Origin of the sequence: Halomonas sp. A29, assembly GCF_046723295.1 — a bacterium.
In the GTDB taxonomy this organism is placed as follows: domain Bacteria; phylum Pseudomonadota; class Gammaproteobacteria; order Pseudomonadales; family Halomonadaceae; genus Halomonas.
The window spans coordinates 522,236-538,418 of record NZ_JAXQPR010000001.1; the positions used below are offsets into that span (position 1 = coordinate 522,236).

Consider the following 16,183-nt stretch of genomic DNA (forward strand, 5'->3'; position numbering starts at 1 on the left):
CTCAATACTGGCTCGCGCCTTCTTGTTCCTCGCGCGCTTCGACACGCTCGGCCACTCTGGCAGCCTTGGCCTGGAAGTCGGCGGGTGAGTAACCGGCTGCTTCCAGCGCGTCGGCAACCTCGGGCGGCATGTAGTTCTCGTCGTGGCGTGCCAATACCTGGTCGGCCTTGATCCAACCGTCGCGCTGCAGCTGGCCGACCACTACCACGCCCTGCCCTTCACGGAACAGGTCCGGCAGGATGCCACTGTAGTGGACGCGCACGTCCTCGACATAGTCGGTCACGGTAAATTCGACGTCGAGGCTGTCCGGATTGCGGGACACGCTGCCCTCCTTGACCATACCGCCGGCACGCAGCTGGCGCTCGAAGGGCGCGTCGCCGGCGACGATCTGGATCGGGCTGAAGAACAGGTTGATGTTGGCCCGCAGCGCATAGAGCGTCAGCCCCACGGCGATCGCCGCGAGGGACACCAGGCCAAGGACGATGAACAGCTTCTGTTTGCGTTTAGGCCTCATTGGCGCTTCCACCCCTGCTAGTTTGAATCGGTTGCGCCCCGGCGCTGGCTCCGGTCTGGCGGGCTTCGCGGCGCACGCGGCGCTGCAGTTGGCGCAGCACCTGGCGGCGCTCGGCGCGGGCATGCAACACGATGCCCAGCAGCAGTGCCAGGGTCAGGCCCCAGGCCGACCAGACGTAGGGAGCATGCCCGCCCATGGCGATAAAATCCTGAAAGGTATCGAAAGCCATCAGTTCGCCTCCTCGGCCAGCTCACGCACCCAGCGCTTGTTGGATTCGCGGCGCAGGATCTCGCTGCGCGTACGCATCAGGGTCAGGGCGATGAAGAAGCTGTAGAAACCGAGCACCATGATCAGCAGCGGCAGCCACATCTCCATCGGCATGGCGGCACGCCCGGTGATGGTGAAGGTGGCAGGCTGATGCAGGGTATACCACCAGTCCACCGAATACTTGATGATCGGGATATTGATCACGCCGACCATGGCCAGCACCGAGGCGGCGCGGGAGGCGCTGTCGCGGCTGGCAAAGGCGCCGCGCAGGGCGATCACGCCGAGATAGAGGAACAGCAGGATCAGCATCGAGGTGAGGCGTGCGTCCCACATCCACCAGGTGCCCCATGTGGGCACGCCCCACACCGCGCCGGAGAACAGCGCGACGAAGGTCATGGCGGCACCCAGCGGAGCCATGACGGTGGCTGCCATGTCGGCGATCTTGATCTTCCATACCATGAAGACCAGGCCCGTCACCGCCAGGGAAACGAAGATCGACTGGGCCAGGAAGGCCGCCGGCACGTGAATGTAGATGATACGGAAGCTGTTGCCCTGCTGGTAATCGGCCGGCGCGAAGGCCAGCCCCCAGATGGTGCCGGTAACGATGAGAATCAGCGCCGCTGCCCAGAACCAGGGCTGGAGCCTGGCGCTGATGGCGTAGAACCACTTGGGGGAACGCAACTTGTTAATGAAGGCCCACATGCCTCGTCAACCTCTCAACCGTTGATACTGATGCGCAGCGATGCCGCGATCGCCAGGGGCGCGAAGATCAGCGCCAGCGCCAGCAGCGCGCCGAGAATCGCCAGATGCGCCAGTACGCCATCGCCGAAGATGGCCGCCTGGACGGCCCCGGCGCCAAAGATGAGCACCGGGATGTAAAGGGGAAGCACCAGCAGCGACAGCAGCACGCCGCCCCGCGAGAGCCCCACCGTCAGCGCCGCTCCGATGGCACCAATCAGGCTGAGACTGGCACTGCCCAGTGCCAGTGAAATGGCCAACACCAGATAGCTGCCCGCCGGTAGCGCGAGCATGATCCCGAGCACGGGGGCCATCAGCGCCAGGGGCAGGCCGGTCAGCAACCAGTGCACGGCTACCTTGGCCAGGGCCAGCAACGCCAGTGGCTGGGGTGTCAGCAAGAGTTGTTCCAGCGAGCCGTCGTCGTAATCGGCCCGGAACAGGCTGTCCAGCGACAGCAGCGCCGCCAGCAGCGCCGCCACCCACAGCAGGCCGGGAGCGATGGCCGCCAGAAGCGCCGGATCGGGGGAAATGCCGATCGGGAACAGGGTAATGACGATGGCGAAGAACACCAGGGGGTTCAGCACCTCGCTGCGACGCCGCAGCAGCAATACCAGGTCTCGTTTCAGCGTTGCCCACACTGCGACAGCAAGGCCGCCGCGAGGTTCCTCGCGAACCACCGCAACCTCCTCGGTCAGTGCACCGTCAGATACCGGCATCGTCCCCTCCCCCGCCAAGGCGGACGCGACGCAGCTCGGCGCATGGCGTCAGTTCGTGGTGAGTGGTGACCAGCACGCATCCGCCACGGCGGGCATGTTCGACCAGACGACGCTCCAGCGCTGCGACGCCGTCGCGGTCGATCGCGGTAAAGGGCTCGTCCAGTACCCACAGCGGACGCGGCGTGAGCGTGAGACGCGCCAGCGCCACCCGTCGCTGCTGCCCGGCGGAGAGCTGCCCGGCCGGCACGTCTTCGAAGCCGACCAGGCCGACATCCTCCAGCGCCTTGAAGCGCGCCGCCTCGCCCCCGGGATGACCGGCCAGCGCTTGATACCAGGTGAGATTCTCCAGCGGCGTCAGTGCAGCTTTCACGCCTGGCGCATGCCCCATGTAGAGCAGGTTTGCCAGGAACGATTCGCGGGCCTCGCGCATCGGCTGTTCATTCCAGAACAGCTCGCCCTCGTAGTCGGCCAACTGGCCGGAGAGGATCTTCAGCAGAGTGGTCTTGCCACTGCCGTTGGGGCCCTCCACACGGACGATCTCGCCCGCTTGGATATCCAGGTTCAAACCCCGGAACAGCCAGCGGTCATCACGTTCGCAGGCCAGGCTTTGCGCTTGCAGACGCAGGCTCAACGGCACTCTCCAGGAAAGGGTAAATTCGACGGAAATGCTACACTGAATGGCTTTTAGCCGCTAGCAAACCGGGTGCGTCACGGCGCCACCCTTGCCTCAGGTCAAGGCAAAGATATATCAGCAATACTTGCCACTCGCCGACCGCTTGGTATGATGCAAGACACCTGTACATTTCAACAGGGTCGCAAAGAGGGGGAACGCCAATGCCAACGCCTTCCATGCAGTACCTGTACCGACGTCCGAATCTGCCCATCGCCGACTCCTGGGCCAGTGTCGACGCCACCGACCTCACCGAGGTTCCCTTGCTGGGGGACGTTTCGGCGGGCCTGCCCATCGAAGCCTGCCCCAGCGGCGGCAGCGTCCGCGCCCCCGCCTGCATGGTTCGTCGCAACACCTACGCCCTGCGCGTGCGCGGCGACTCGATGATCGACTGCAACATCTTCGACGGCGACGTGATCATCATCGAGCGCCAGGAGAGCGCCGAGAACGGCGAGACTGCCGTAGTGCTGATCAACCAGCAGGAAGTCACGCTGAAGAAGCTCTACATCGAGAAGAGCGGCGTTCGCCTGCAGCCGGCCAACGAGAATATGGCGCCCATCTACCTCAAGAACAGCGACATCGAGGTACTCGGCATGGTGATGGGCGTGGTGCGCCAGCAAGAGCGGCACGAGATGACCCACTGATGCGTTATCCGGTGCCCGACCTGCCACCCGACCGTTGGCGGGAGAGCGTCACCGAAGTGGAAAAGAGCCGCTTCATCGTCTGGCTCTGCCATGCGCCCGACGTGGCGGCCTTCGAGCGCCTGCTGGCCGAAGCTCGCCGCGCTCACCCCAATGCCAGCCACCACTGCAGCACCTACATCGCCGGCCCGCCTGGCGAGCAGAACGCCATCGGCTTCTCCGACGACGGCGAACCCGGTGGTACCGCGGGGCGTCCCATGTTCCAGGTGCTCGAGGGCGCCAGGCTGGGCCAGGTAGGTTGCGTGGTGACGCGCTACTTCGGCGGCACCAAGCTCGGCACCGGCGGCCTGGCTCGCGCCTACGCCCAGGCCGTGGCGCGGGGGCTCGAGGAATTGCCGCGCCGGGAAGTGGTCGAGCGCACCGCGCTCAGGCTCAAGGTCGACTTCGCTGGCGAAGCCGAAGCACGTGCCTGGCTGGAAAGCCACGATGTACCGGTCGATGCGGCCGACTACGCCAGCGATGGTGTCGCACTCACCGTGGGCTGGCCGAGCGATGCCGACGTAGACCTGACACCGCTTGAAGCTCGCCTGCGCGGTCGCCTAACTCTGCTCGACGCTCCCTGAAGGGCATTACAGGCACAGGCAAAGATGATTTCTCTCTCACCCTTCTTGGGTTGCTGACAGCCCAGCTTATCCACCCAAAATTGGTATACCGAGAACCTTGGGTTACAAACACCCCTGCCCGCCGCCTCCCTTGCCCCGAATTTTCCATGACAGACCCCAACAACCCCGATATTGCGGGCCTTTCTAGCCTCTTCTCCGCTTCTGCCGCAGCGTCCATCGGCAAGATTTGACTCAGATCAGAAAAAGCCTTGACAGGGTGAGCGGAGGGAAATTAGGCTGCATACATGGCTTTTGGTATACCATAAGCCATATGAGATAAGCCCGGCCCACGACCATCCCATGCCGGCCAACAACAAGAGCGCGACCTGTCGAATCAGGCAGCGCACGGCAACGACCAGGAGTCCTCCCCATGGCACAATTGATGAATCGCGATGAATTCCGTACCGCTCTGGAAGATGCCATCAAGGGCAAGAGCGCCAACAAGGCACCTTTCAGCGTAGCCTGGGCCAGCGGCAAGCTGTCCCGCGACCATCTCGCCCGCTGGGCCGAGAACCACTACCACTACGTAGGCCCGTTCGCCGACTACCTGGCGTACATCTACGCCAATACCCCGGAGACCTACACCGAGGCCAAGGACTTCCTGCTGCAGAACATGTACGAGGAAGAGCTGGGCGGCGACCGCCACACCGATCTGCTGATCCGCTTTGCCGAGGCCTGCGGCACCACCCGCGAGCGCGTCGAGAACCCCGACAACATGTCGCCCACCACTCGCGGCCTGCAGAGCTGGTGCTACGCCGTCGCCATGCGTGAGCACCCGGTCGTCGCGGTAGCGGCGCTGGTGGTCGGCCTGGAATCCCAGGTGCCGTCGATCTACCGCAAGCAGACCCCGACCCTGCGCGAGAAGTACGGCTTCACCGACGAGGAGGTCGAGTTCTTCGACCTGCACATCGTCTCCGATGAGATCCACGGTGAGCGTGGCTACCAGATCGTGCTGGAACACGCCGACACCGTAGAGCTGCAGCAGCGTTGCCTGAAGATCTGCGAGATCGGTGCCCAGATGCGCCTGCTCTATACCACCGCGCTGTACTACGACTACGTCGCCGGCGACCTGCCCATCACCGAGCTCGACATGGCCGCCTGAGCCCATCGCGTCACGTCATCTGCCTGTCCGAGGCCGGCAGATGACCCGACATGAACACGAGCAAATTCGTTCTCCATTTGACAGCCAGCGACGACAAAAGAGGTAAGCGTCTTGGATAGCGCAACCCAGTTTCTCAACTATATCGATGGCGAGTGGGTCGCGGGCACTTCGGGGGAGACCTTCGAGAACCGCAACCCCGCCGACCAGGACGACCTGCTAGGACGGTTCCAGGCGTCGACGGTGGAAGATGCTCGCCGTGCGATCTCAGCGGCCGACCGCGCCTTCGCCGCCTGGCGCGAGATCCCCATCTCTCAGCGCGCCAGGATCCTCAACCGTGCCGCCGACTACCTGATGGAGAACGTCGAGCAGTTCGCCGAGGAGCTGACCCGCGAAGAGGGCAAGCTGCTCGCCAACAGCCGCGACGAAGTGACCCGTTCGGCCCAGACCCTGCGCTTCTATGCCGTAGAAGGCCAGACCATCACCGGCGAAACCTTTCCTCAGGACGACGCCAAGATGATGGTCTACACCCAGCGCGAGCCGCTGGGCGTGGCGACCATCATCACGCCCTGGAATTTCCCGATCTCGATTCCGGCGCGCAAGATCGCCCCGGCGCTGATCACCGGCAATACCGTGGTATTCAAGCCTTCATCGGATGCTCCGCTGATCGGCTACCGCCTGGCCGAGGCCCTGCATCACGCCGGCGTGCCGGCCGGCGTGTTCAATTTCATCACCGGCGCCGCCTCGTCCATCGGCGAGGAGATCACCGCCAACCCCGTCGTCAAGGCGATCTCCTTCACCGGCTCCACCGCCGCCGGCGAGCGCATTCACCGCGCAGCGGCCATGGCCACCCGTACCCAGATGGAGCTCGGCGGCAAGAACCCGCTGATCGTGCTGGAAGACGCCGACATCGACACCGCGGTGGACCTGACCGTGAAGGGCGGTTTTTCACTGACCGGCCAGGCCTGCACCGGCACCAGCCGGGTGCTGATCGCACGCAGCCTGAAAGAAGAGTACCTCACGCGGCTGGTGGAGAAGGTCAAGACGCTGAAGATCGGCAACGGCATGAGCGAGGGTACCCAGATCGGCCCGCTGGCCACCCGCCAGCAGCTCGACACCGTGCTCGGCTACGTCGAGGCGGGCAAGCAGGAAGCCACCCACGTTCATGGCGGCGAACACCTCACCGAGGGCGACTACGCCAAGGGCTTCTACGTCACGCCGGCAATCTTCAGCGACGTTACCCAGCAGATGCGCATCGCCCGCGAGGAAATCTTCGGCCCGGTGGTCGCGGTGATCGACGTGGACGGCTACGAGGACGCCATCGCCAAGGCCAACGATACGCCCTACGGCCTCGCTGCCGCCCTGGTGACCAACGACATCGGCTATATCCAGCGCTTCCCGCTCGATATTCAGGCCGGCACGGTGAAGGTCAACCGCACCACCACCGGGAATCTGGTCAACGCCCCCTTCGGCGGACTGAAGCAGTCGAGCACTTCCACGTTCCGTGAATCGGGACGCGCCGGGCTGGATTTCTTCACCCAGACCAAGACCGTCTACCTCGGCCGCTGAGCGCGGCATTTACAACGACAACTCTGACGACAAGGTGACACCCATGAAACAGGTTTTCCGACTGGAACTGGAAGAAGCCAAGCTGATGGTGGAGGCCGCCAAGAAGCGCTCCGAGCAGATCGGCGTGCTGGAAACCATTTGCGTGGTGGATGACGGCGGCTACCCGCTGGCACTCGAGCGTATGAACGGCGCCCGCGTCACTGGCCCGCAGATCGCCTGGAACAAGGCCTTCACCGCTGCCGGCCACAAGCGCTCGACTCACCTGTTCAACACCGCTCCCAACGGCCCGGCACTGCCTGGCAACGAGGCCTTCGGCATCCAGTGGAGCTTCGAGGGCAAGTTCGCGGTATTCGTCGGCGGCTTTCCCATCGTCGTCGATGGAGAGGTGATCGGCGGTGTGGGCCTGAGCGGCGGCAACGGCGAACAGGACACCCAGGCCGGCCTGGCCGCCCTGCAGGCGCTCCAGGATCACCTGCGCGAGTCCGGCCATGAAGTGGTGGTCGAGGCCGACATCAAGAAGTAAGCCCGTCCGCCATCGGATACGTCGGCAAGCGGCCGTGCCCTTGCCGACCCCACGGACGACCGGCCAAGCACCGATATCCGGCCCGGCAACAACGACAAGACTCTGCCTTGCAACGGGTGCGCTCCAGGAGGCTGCCATGAGCTACCGTATTACTCTCTCCGACACGTCAGAAAGCTTCGAAGCCCAGGCGGGTGAGCCGCTGCTCGAGGCCGCCGAGCGGGCAGGCTTCCCGCTCGTTCACGACTGCCGCTTCGGTGGCTGCGGTGCCTGCCGTGTCAAGCTGGTGGAAGGCACGGTCGAATATGAGGAGTTCCCCTTCGGCCTGACCGAAGAGGAGGCCGAAGCGGGCTATGCCCTGGCCTGCCAGGCGTGTGCCCAGAGCGATCTGACCATCAGCGCCAAGCTGCTACCCGCAGGTTACATTGCGCCCGATTTCCATGTCGCCACCATCGAGCGGCTGGAGAAGCTCAGTCACGACGTCATCCATCTGGAGCTTCGCATCCCCACTGCCAGCGAGGTGGTCTTCCATCCGGGCCAGTATCTCAACGTGATGCTGGACGACGGCAGCCCACGCAGTTTCTCCATGGCATCGCCCCACCGCGGCGAGCTTTTCGACTTCCACATTCGCCGTGTGCCCGGCGGCCATTTCACCGGCCGCCTGGAAACCCACTACCAACCCGGCGACACCCTCGACGTGGAGCTGCCTCACGGCAACTTCCGCTACGACACCGCGAGTCCCCGCGACCTGCTGATGGTGGGCGGCGGCACCGGCCTGGCACCGCTCAAGAGCATCATCGAATCGCTAATGGAAGATCCTGCGCGCCCCAGCATCACCCTTTACTGGGGTGTGCGGCGTGCGGAAGACCTCTATCTGGATGACCAGCTCAAGCGGTGGGCGGAGACGCTGCCCAACTTTCATTACGTACCGGTGCTTTCGGAAGCCGACCCCGAGTGGGACGGACGTCGCGGTTTCGTCCACGAGGCCGTGTGCCAGGACTTCAACGATATGAGCGCTTTCGATGCCTACCTGTGCGGCCCGCCGCCGATGATCGCCGCCGCCAAGACGAGCTTTTCCCAGCGCGGTCTCGACATCGAGCGCATCTACGCCGACAGCTTCAACTTCACTCATGAGCTCGAAGGCAGCGTGGCCTGACGCATCACGGGACCCAGCGAGGTAATCGATATGCCGGACATCACTTTCATCACCAACGAAGGCAAGGTGGTCAGCGCGCCCGAGGACTCCAACCTGCTGCGCGTGTCGCTGCGCGAAAAGGGCGGCATCCCGTTCAAGTGCGGCGGTGGCCTGTGCGGCACCTGCAAGTGCCTGGTCGAGGAAGGACGCGAGAACACCGATGCCGTGAAGAAGAAGGAAGAGAAACTGCTCACCGCCGAGGAGCTCGCCCAGGGCTATCGACTCGCCTGCCAGACCTTCCTCAAGGGTGACGTCAAAGTCTCCTGGGAGGAGGCGCCCAGGAGCGGCGCAGCCGGCACGCGCCAGGTCAGACCCAAGGCGGAGGCATGAGACAAGCGATGACGGAAAGGCACACGATTCGAGTTGGACTCATCGGCTACGGTACGGCGGGCAAGGACGTCGCCGAGGCCATCCTCAGCGGGCAGGCGGGCGATACCCGCCTGGCCGGCGTACTGGTACGCGATGCCGGCAAGTATGCCGACGCCGCGCTGAAGAGCGGCCTGATCACCGACAGCGAAGAGGCCTTCTTTGCCTCTAGCCCCGACGTGGTAGTCGAGACGGCAGGACACGAAGCCGTGATTCGCTACGCCGAAAAGTCGCTGCAGCATGGCTGCGATTTCATGGTGGTATCGGTTGGCGCCTTCTGCGATCAGGCGCTCCATGACCGGGTCATGGCCAGCGCCAGCCGGCACGGCAGACGTGTGCTGGTACCCTCGGCAGCGATCGCCGGCCTCGACCGCATCGCCGCCGCCGCCCAGGGGCCTCTGGAGCGGGTGACGCTGACCACACGCAAGCCGGTCAAGGCCTGGCGCGGTACCTTCGCCGAAGAGGTGGTGGATCTCGATGCGGTCACGCAGCCGACGGTGATCTTCGAGGGCAACGCCCGTGAGTCGTCGCGGGTCTTTCCCGAGAGCGTCAACGTCTCGGCGGCGCTGAGCTTGGCGGGCGTGGGCTTCGAGGCCACCGAGGTCCGGGTGCTAGTCGACCCCACCATCGACAAGAACGTTCACGAAGTCTCGGCCAAAGGCCTGTTTGGTGAGGTGCGCATCGAAGTGCAGAACACCCCCTCGCCGAACAACCCCAAGACCGGCTTCATCGTCGCCATGAGCGTGGCTCAGGCGCTGAGGAACCTTTCATCGCCACTGGTCATCGGCTAGGCCGGCATTGCCGGCCACAACGAAGCCGGGCGCTCGCAATGCGGCGCCCGGCTCGTTTCGTCTCGGCTTCCTTCTTTCCCGCTCAGACCTGAGAGCGGCTCATGTAGGCCTTGCGCGACTTCTCGAGGTGGATACGGGTAAAGCTTTCGGCGAGATCCTCCTCGCCGCCGCGGATAGCCCCGAGGATGTCCTGGTGCTCACGCAGCGCCTCCTTGGTACGCCCCGGCAGGGCGCTACTGAGATTGGAGAAGGCACGCACGTAATCCTTGAGATCGACCAGCATCTCGTGAAGTTTGGGATTGCCTGAAGCCCTGCCGATAAGGTCATTGTACTTGACGTTGAGTTCCACCTCATCGCCGCCGCCATCTTGCAGGGCCTCGTCCATCTCGGCCATGAGCCGGTCGATCTCGGCAGCAATCTCGTCGCTGACCTTCTGGGCCGCAAGGCGAGCGGCCAACGACTCCAGCGAGGAAAGGATCATGAACACTTCGAGGATCTCGGACTGGGCGATCTCGTTGACCACCACGCCCTTGCGCGGCACCGTACGCACGAAGCGCTGGGTCTCCAGGCGGAACAACGCCTCACGGATGGGCGTGCGGCTGATGTTGAGCTTCTCGGCCAGCACCCTCTCGACCAGGCGATCACCCGCCTTGTACTCGCCTCGCAGGATGGCGTCCTTGAGATAGGCGTATACCTTGTCGCGGATCGGAGAGAGGTCTTCCTGGGTCCAGGTCTCGGCCATTCGAAGCTACCTTCGGCGTCATGAGCGGTGGATGAGAATAGGGCATTTTACCATATTCCGACCGCACGACGGTATCTGGTGCACGAGAGACCAACAGGAACCGAGCCCCGCGCCGAAGGGCACGGGGAGCGAAAAGCCGCCGCTGCGCTCAATGCAGCGGTGTTTTCTCCAGGCGGGTATCGATGCTGCCGAACGTCACCAGTTGCTCGAGTTCGGCCCGCGCCGCTTCGACCGTGTCGAAGCGTTCAAAAAACTTCAGCGGCACGCTGTTGGTCTTGCCACCCTCGCCGGTCTCGACGATGCTGACCCGGCCCTGGTCGCCGCTGACCTCGGCGATGGTGAAATCGGCCTTCTTCTTGCCGTAGAAGAAGTACTCGTAGGATTCGACGGGGGAGATACCCTGGCCCGGCCTGGCATCGTATTCGCCCAGCTTGCTTGTCAGGATGATGTACATGTCGGTGATCTCTCTTGTTGTGGTCATGGATCAGGTCGCGAGTTCCCGCTCGTCATGCGCCGTTCGAGCACGGGCAGGTTCGGCCAGTAGCGGCCGCAATGCCGCCGACAGCTCTTCCAGCGCCTCCTCGACGATGGCCTTGCCGATGGCCAGGCTTGCCTGGGTGGCATCACCGATACAGCCGTTGCGAGTCATTTCCTCGTAGTAGTAGAAGCCTTGGAGGGAATTGCCCGGACGCATGCCCTCCCAGCGACCGCCATCAACGATATCGCCTTTTTCGAGCCGTTCCGGGCGCACCAGGTGGGGGGCAAGATAGTAGGCCTCGGAGACCTCGCGCTCACAGCTGTGACCGAACAGAGTCGAGGAGATGTGTTCTTTCATGGCCTTCTTGGCGGAGGCCGTGGTCTTGGCGTAGTAGCACTCCACGCCCAGCTCCTGGGCGAAGCTGGCGCAGGCCAGGCCCAGCGTGGCCTGATTGCCGCCGTGACTGTTGAGGAACAGCACCTTGTCGATCCCATGGCGCTGCAGTGAGACGACCATGTCACGCAGTACGGCCAGCAGGGTTTCGGGCCGCAGGCTGATGGTGCCGGGAAAGTTCAGGTGATGGGGAGAAACCCCCATGTTGACCGTAGGTGTCACCAGCACCAGGGGATGGAGCACTTCGGCCAGGCGCTTGGCCATCTCGGTGGCCAGCACCGCATCGCAGCTCTCGTTCATGTGCGGCCCGTGCTGCTCGTGGGCACCGACCGGCACGATGGCCATCCTGACGTGCTTCAGCGCCTCTTCGACCTCGGGCCAGGTCATCTCCGTCAGTACGTAGCTTTTCATCCGGCTTTCTATCCGACTCTCCATCCCGCTCTCCTTCGGCGTCTGGCGGAACCTCGACGGCAGTCAGCGTTCTGTCATCAGGGCCAGTGGCTGCACTTGGTATACCAAATACCAACCCTAGCCGAATCCCTCCGCCCTGTAAAGCCCCCTGAACTCCCTCCCCCCGGACTATCGACGCTTCCAGACGACGACGCCTAGCGGCAGCTGCGCATGGCCACTTCGCTGGAGAGAGTGATGTGCTCCTCGATCAGCGCCCGGGCGCGGCGAGCGTCTCGGGCCAGTGCCAGATCCACCAATTCCTGGTGCTGGGAATCGAGCTGGTGACGCGACTCCTGGGCTTGCGGCGCCACTCGTCGATAGCGGTCGAACTGGTCGTGAAGCTGAGAGATGAAGCGTAACAGCCAGGCCGAGCCACAGGGTGCCACCAGAGCATTGTGGAAGCGCGAATGCAGCTGCTCCCACTCCACAACCGGCGTGTGGCCGGCGGCCTTCGCCAGCCGGTGGTTGGCTGCCAGCAGTTGGGATTCCCACTCCTCGTCGCCGTGCAGTATGGCCAGCTCGAGCGCCATGCCTTCGAGTTGACGGCGCATCTCGGTGATATCGGCAAGCTCTTCACGGGACAGCTCCAGCACGCGGAAGCCGCGCTGATTCTCCTGGCGCAACAGGCCATAGGCTGCCAAGCGGTTGAGCGCCTCGCGCAACGGACTCAAGCCCACCTCATAGGTGTCGCGCAGCAGAGCGATCGATAACCGCTCGCCAGCGCGGTAGCGGCCATTGAGCAGATCCTGGCGCAGCGTCTCGTAGATCCTGCTCGCGGCAGTAGCACTGCCCTGCTTGAGGGTTTCGGTCATGGCGTGACTCCCTTCATTTTTTTGGAATTTGGTATACCGATATTGACGAACCTGCTCCCTGCAATCTAACCTAGGCCAAATAATCGATTATTTCTAGAAAAAATACAAACCGGATTTGATCATATTGTTGTTTTTGAAGAAATAACCATCGATCTCAGACAAGGACCCTACTGACATGTCGGCATCACAACAGGGCAAGCTGTTCTTCTCCTTTCTCCGAATTGGCCTTCTGGGGTTCGGCGGCGGCCCTTCGATGATCCCTTTGGTACACCAGGAAGTGGTCAAGCGCCACGCCTGGATGAGCGATGAGGAGTTCGCCGACGTGCTGGCCATCGCCAACACCCTGCCGGGCCCCATTGCCACCAAGATGCCTGGCTATATCGGCTTTCGCGTCGGCGGCACGCTCGGCTGCATCAACGCCGTGCTCGCGGGGATCCTGCCGATGATCGTCGCCATGATCCTGATGCTGGGCCTGTTCAGCCGCTATCGCGACATTGGCTGGATCCATGGCATGGGTCAGGGCGTGGTACCGGTGGTGATGGTGATGATGGCTCAGCTCACCTGGGACTTCATCAACAAGTCGCGCCTGGCGCTGGGCTGGGCGGTGAGCCTGCTCATGGCCAGTGTCGCAGGCGGGCTGATCTACTGGCTCGGCCTCCACCCCGGTCTGGTGATAGGTGCCCTGTTGGTCGCGGCCATGCTGCCTCCCCTGACGAAGGACAAGAAGACCGAGGAGGCCGCCCGATGATCTACGCACAGCTCTTCCTCGCCTTCTTCATTCCCAACATCGTCGGCTACGGCGGTGGCCCCGCCATCATCCCGCTCATCGAGGCGGAGGTGGTGGGCCGCTACGGTTGGATGAGTGCCCAGGAGTTCGCCGAGGTGCTGGGCCTGGGCAATGCCCTGCCGAGCCCGATAGCCACCAAGATGGCCGGCTACGTCGGTTATGAAGTCGCGGGTGTCGCCGGCGCCGCGGTCGCCGTCATCGCTACCGTCGTGCCCTCTCTGCTGCTGATGCTGGGCGCCCTGGGGCTGCTCTATCGCCACCGCGACTCGCCTCGGGTCAAGCGCATGAGCCAGTGGGTGCGCCCCGTCATCGCCATCATGATGGCCGGCCTGGTTCTGAGCTTCCTCAACGAAGGCCTGGCTGGCGCCGGCCCTATCCACACCCTGATCATTGCGGCCGCCGCCGCCATCGCCCTGCTTCGCTTCAAGGCGCACCCTGCCCTCGTGGTTGCCGGTGCGCTGGTCTATGGCGGCTTGTTGCTGGGCTGACGCCCGGCCATCGATTCTTCATGGATAGCCATTCTCGACCACAGGAGACAGCCATGCGACGACATCCGACCTGAGCGTAGTTCATGCGCGAAAGACGACAGCACCGCTTTCGTGACATGCAAGGCAACACGACCGTGGCAAAGCAGCAACCGACAACTACAAGCGCGCGATGGGCCGCCCGACCAGCTCGGCGCCGCCATCGCAAAGCCTGACGACACGACAAGGTGCAACATGGAACAACTCGAACAGGTACAACTCACCGCATCACACTGGGTCTTCCTTCTGGTGATCCTGGCAATCTTCGTTTCCATCGGCTTCCGCAAGGGCGTCATCATCCCTTCCATTGCCGGCATCTTCATGCTGGGCCTGCTGGCCGATGCTCCTCACGAGGGCGGACTCAACCAACTGATCTTCGCCGTTCAGGTGGTCTTCCGAGCCCTGCTCAATGCTGGCACCGAACTCTTCGATATCATGCTGGTCATCGCGCTGATGGTCGCCATGCTCAAGTCGCTGCAGAGCCAGGGGGCCGACAGGCTGATGGTGGCACCGATGAAGAAGCTGATGATCGGCCCCTGGACGGCCTTCTTCGTGGTCGGCATCACCATGTACATCGCCGCCGCCTTCTTCTGGCCGACTCCGGCCGTGGCCCTGGTCGGCACCGTACTGATCCCCGTCGCCATGCAGGTGGGCCTGCCAGCCATCGGCGCCGCCATGGCGGTCAACCTGTTCGGCCACGGCATGGCGCTCTCCGCCGATCCGGTCATCCAGGGTGCAAGCCGCCTGACGGCAGGTGCCGCGGGTATCGAGACCACTACACTGGTGCCCTATACCCTGCTGTTCTCGCTGGTCGTAGGTGTCGTGGCGATCACCATCGCCTGCCTGCACCTGCGCCGCGACATGCGTTCCGGTGTGCTGGAAGCTCCCAAGAGCGACGAAGTCTTCTCTCCGCGCTCGGCGGGAGCCGCTGCCGTTCAGGCCGATACCGTAAAGGAGACGAGCGAGCCGGGAGCCGGACCCTACGCACGCCTCTTTGCCATCGCCGTGCCTGCCATCCTGCTCGGCATTGCCGGGTTGATGATCTATCGCGCCCTGTTCATGCCCGACCAGGCGATTCGCGGCGGCGGCGCCACGGCGCTGCTGGGCGGCACGGCTACCGTGCTGCTGGTGCTCTCGTCGTTCGCCTCCCACGGCCATCACGCCCTGGACGGCATCAGCAGCTATACCCGTGAGGGCTTCTTCTTCGCCATCAAGATCTTTGCCCCGATCATCCCGATTGCCGGGTTCTTCTTCCTCGGCCACCCCGGCCACTCCGTCGAGGTCATCGGCGCAGGCGCGGCCGGGTACCTGTTCGATATCGGCCACAACATCGGCCACTACATCGACGGCAACGTCTTCCTGCTGACCTTTGGCATGGCCTTCATCGGCTTGCTCTCGGGAATGGACGGGTCGGGCTTCTCCGGGCTGCCGCTGGTGGGTTCGCTGTCGGGTGCGCTGGGCACCGGCGCCGGTGTCGACGTCCATGTGCTGGCCGCCCTGGGCCAGGTCGCGGCCATTTTTGCCGGTGGCGGTACCTTGGCCGCCTGGGCCTTCGGGGTGGCGGCCGACGCCGGCATCGCCGGGGTAAGCCCAGCGGCGCTGGTGCGGCGCAACTTCGTACCGGTGATTTCCGGCATCGTCGTGGCCTCGCTGCTTGCCCTAATCCTGCTCCTCTAGCACCCACAGCTGGCGGCTGGAAGCGACAGCTCGGGGCCTCGCTGCCAGAGCATCGCGCTCCTCAACCACGATGTATTCCGAAGGGGTTGACGAGCCCATCTCCATGGCACATGGTACACCATATGCCACAAGAGAAATTTGCTGACGTGCCACGGGATTCCGTGGCACACCCCCGACGACGACAAACAGGTGAATGCCATGCCCCTGATCAAGATCCACAAGAATGGCGAGGTTTTCGAAGGCGAAGTCCAGCCCAACACCAACCTGGTGGTACGCGCCGGAATCCGCCAGTTTCCCTATCCTCACCTGAGCTACGGCTGCGGCATGGGCAAGTGCGCCAAGTGCATGTGCAAGGTCATCAAGGGCGGCGAAGCGCTACCCGAGCCCAACTGGAAGGAGAAGAAGATGCTCGGTACACGCCTCGAACAGGGCTACCGGCTCGCCTGCCAGCTGTGGATCGAGGAGGACATCGAGCTGGCGCAGGATGCGCCCGCCACCGCTGCCAGCAGCCAGAACCTCGCCGGCAGCGTCACTGCCTCCTGACACCTTGTCCAGGCAGCAGAACGCAAAGA

At 63.7% G+C, this 16,183-nt stretch carries 21 protein-coding genes; 12 read left to right on the forward strand and 9 right to left on the reverse strand.

Going from position 1 to position 16,183, the window contains the following annotated elements:
- Position 1: 1 nt before the first annotated feature.
- Genes ccmE through ccmA form a run of 5 tightly spaced genes read right to left on the reverse strand, consistent with a single transcriptional unit; the run spans position 2 to position 2,866 of the window.
- Entirely contained in the window at positions 2 to 514 is a 513-nt protein-coding gene (gene ccmE, locus SPH52_RS02535; protein WP_411793427.1) for a cytochrome c maturation protein CcmE, read from the reverse strand.
- The gene (ccmD, locus tag SPH52_RS02540) at positions 504 to 743 is read right to left on the reverse strand and encodes a heme exporter protein CcmD (protein ID WP_411793428.1); all 240 of its coding nucleotides are present in this window, start codon (positions 741 to 743) and stop codon (positions 504 to 506) included. The genes ccmE and ccmD overlap by 11 nt, the downstream gene beginning before the upstream one ends.
- Positions 743 to 1,483, reverse strand: coding sequence for a heme ABC transporter permease (locus SPH52_RS02545; RefSeq protein ID WP_411793429.1), 741 nt, complete (start codon positions 1,481 to 1,483; stop codon positions 743 to 745). Before SPH52_RS02545 ends, ccmD begins: the two co-directional genes overlap by 1 nt.
- A gap of 14 nt (positions 1,484 to 1,497) precedes the next feature.
- Positions 1,498 to 2,235, reverse strand: coding sequence for a heme exporter protein CcmB (ccmB, locus tag SPH52_RS02550; RefSeq protein WP_411793430.1), 738 nt, complete (start codon positions 2,233 to 2,235; stop codon positions 1,498 to 1,500).
- On the reverse strand, positions 2,222 to 2,866 hold the full coding sequence (gene ccmA / locus SPH52_RS02555; protein ID WP_411793431.1) for a cytochrome c biogenesis heme-transporting ATPase CcmA: 645 nt from the start codon (positions 2,864 to 2,866) through the stop codon (positions 2,222 to 2,224). Before ccmA ends, ccmB begins: the two co-directional genes overlap by 14 nt.
- A gap of 203 nt (positions 2,867 to 3,069) precedes the next feature.
- Between ccmA and SPH52_RS02560 the strand changes: the two genes are divergently transcribed.
- The 8 genes from SPH52_RS02560 (at position 3,070) to nadX (ending at position 9,748) form a co-directional block, all read left to right on the forward strand.
- Complete coding sequence (locus SPH52_RS02560; protein ID WP_411793432.1) at positions 3,070 to 3,549, forward strand: LexA family protein; 480 nt, start codon at positions 3,070 to 3,072, stop codon at positions 3,547 to 3,549.
- Positions 3,549 to 4,169 carry an IMPACT family protein gene (locus SPH52_RS02565; RefSeq protein ID WP_411793433.1) on the forward strand — a complete coding sequence of 207 codons (621 nt, stop codon included), beginning with the start codon at positions 3,549 to 3,551 and terminating at the stop codon, positions 4,167 to 4,169. Before SPH52_RS02560 ends, SPH52_RS02565 begins: the two co-directional genes overlap by 1 nt.
- Positions 4,170 to 4,578: 409 nt before the next feature.
- Positions 4,579 to 5,310 carry a TenA family transcriptional regulator gene (locus tag SPH52_RS02570; protein WP_411793434.1) on the forward strand — a complete coding sequence of 244 codons (732 nt, stop codon included), beginning with the start codon at positions 4,579 to 4,581 and terminating at the stop codon, positions 5,308 to 5,310.
- Between the two features lie 111 nt (positions 5,311 to 5,421).
- A complete protein-coding gene (locus tag SPH52_RS02575; RefSeq protein WP_411793435.1) occupies positions 5,422 to 6,876 on the forward strand; it encodes an aldehyde dehydrogenase family protein in 1,455 nt (484 codons plus the stop codon).
- A gap of 43 nt (positions 6,877 to 6,919) precedes the next feature.
- Positions 6,920 to 7,399 carry a GlcG/HbpS family heme-binding protein gene (locus SPH52_RS02580; RefSeq protein ID WP_411793436.1) on the forward strand — a complete coding sequence of 160 codons (480 nt, stop codon included), beginning with the start codon at positions 6,920 to 6,922 and terminating at the stop codon, positions 7,397 to 7,399.
- Between the two features lie 136 nt (positions 7,400 to 7,535).
- Positions 7,536 to 8,552: a 2Fe-2S iron-sulfur cluster-binding protein gene (locus SPH52_RS02585; RefSeq protein ID WP_411793437.1), complete on the forward strand. Its 1,017-nt coding sequence runs from the start codon at positions 7,536 to 7,538 to the stop codon at positions 8,550 to 8,552.
- Positions 8,553 to 8,582: 30 nt separating this feature from the next.
- Positions 8,583 to 8,921, forward strand: coding sequence for a 2Fe-2S iron-sulfur cluster-binding protein (locus SPH52_RS02590; protein WP_411793438.1), 339 nt, complete (start codon positions 8,583 to 8,585; stop codon positions 8,919 to 8,921).
- 8 nt (positions 8,922 to 8,929) lie between these two features.
- Positions 8,930 to 9,748: an aspartate dehydrogenase gene (gene nadX / locus SPH52_RS02595; protein ID WP_411793439.1), complete on the forward strand. Its 819-nt coding sequence runs from the start codon at positions 8,930 to 8,932 to the stop codon at positions 9,746 to 9,748.
- Positions 9,749 to 9,830: 82 nt separating this feature from the next.
- Here the strand turns inward: nadX and SPH52_RS02600 are convergent, their stop codons facing one another.
- The 4 genes from SPH52_RS02600 to SPH52_RS02615 form a co-directional block, all read right to left on the reverse strand.
- Positions 9,831 to 10,490 (reverse strand): GntR family transcriptional regulator, encoded by a 660-nt coding sequence (locus tag SPH52_RS02600; RefSeq protein ID WP_411793440.1) that lies wholly within the window; start codon positions 10,488 to 10,490, stop codon positions 9,831 to 9,833.
- A gap of 148 nt (positions 10,491 to 10,638) precedes the next feature.
- Positions 10,639 to 10,971 carry a hypothetical protein gene (locus SPH52_RS02605; RefSeq protein ID WP_411793441.1) on the reverse strand — a complete coding sequence of 111 codons (333 nt, stop codon included), beginning with the start codon at positions 10,969 to 10,971 and terminating at the stop codon, positions 10,639 to 10,641.
- 3 nt (positions 10,972 to 10,974) lie between these two features.
- Positions 10,975 to 11,772, reverse strand: a complete 798-nt coding sequence (locus SPH52_RS02610; RefSeq protein WP_411793442.1) for a creatininase family protein — start codon at positions 11,770 to 11,772, stop codon at positions 10,975 to 10,977.
- A 194-nt stretch (positions 11,773 to 11,966) separates the two neighbouring features.
- The gene (locus SPH52_RS02615; RefSeq protein WP_411793443.1) at positions 11,967 to 12,623 is read right to left on the reverse strand and encodes a GntR family transcriptional regulator; all 657 of its coding nucleotides are present in this window, start codon (positions 12,621 to 12,623) and stop codon (positions 11,967 to 11,969) included.
- Positions 12,624 to 12,798: 175 nt separating this feature from the next.
- Here SPH52_RS02615 and SPH52_RS02620 point away from each other — a divergent pair, with 175 nt between their 5' ends.
- The 4 genes from SPH52_RS02620 to SPH52_RS02635 all read left to right on the forward strand — a co-directional run bounded on the left by SPH52_RS02620 (position 12,799) and on the right by SPH52_RS02635 (position 16,154).
- Positions 12,799 to 13,371, forward strand: a complete 573-nt coding sequence (locus SPH52_RS02620) for a chromate transporter (RefSeq protein ID WP_411793444.1) — start codon at positions 12,799 to 12,801, stop codon at positions 13,369 to 13,371.
- A complete protein-coding gene (locus tag SPH52_RS02625; protein WP_411793445.1) occupies positions 13,368 to 13,898 on the forward strand; it encodes a chromate transporter in 531 nt (176 codons plus the stop codon). Before SPH52_RS02620 ends, SPH52_RS02625 begins: the two co-directional genes overlap by 4 nt.
- A gap of 231 nt (positions 13,899 to 14,129) precedes the next feature.
- Positions 14,130 to 15,611, forward strand: coding sequence for a hypothetical protein (locus SPH52_RS02630; RefSeq protein ID WP_411793446.1), 1,482 nt, complete (start codon positions 14,130 to 14,132; stop codon positions 15,609 to 15,611).
- Positions 15,612 to 15,809: 198 nt separating this feature from the next.
- The gene (locus tag SPH52_RS02635; protein ID WP_411793447.1) at positions 15,810 to 16,154 is read left to right on the forward strand and encodes a 2Fe-2S iron-sulfur cluster-binding protein; all 345 of its coding nucleotides are present in this window, start codon (positions 15,810 to 15,812) and stop codon (positions 16,152 to 16,154) included.
- Positions 16,155 to 16,183: the final 29 nt, after the last annotated feature.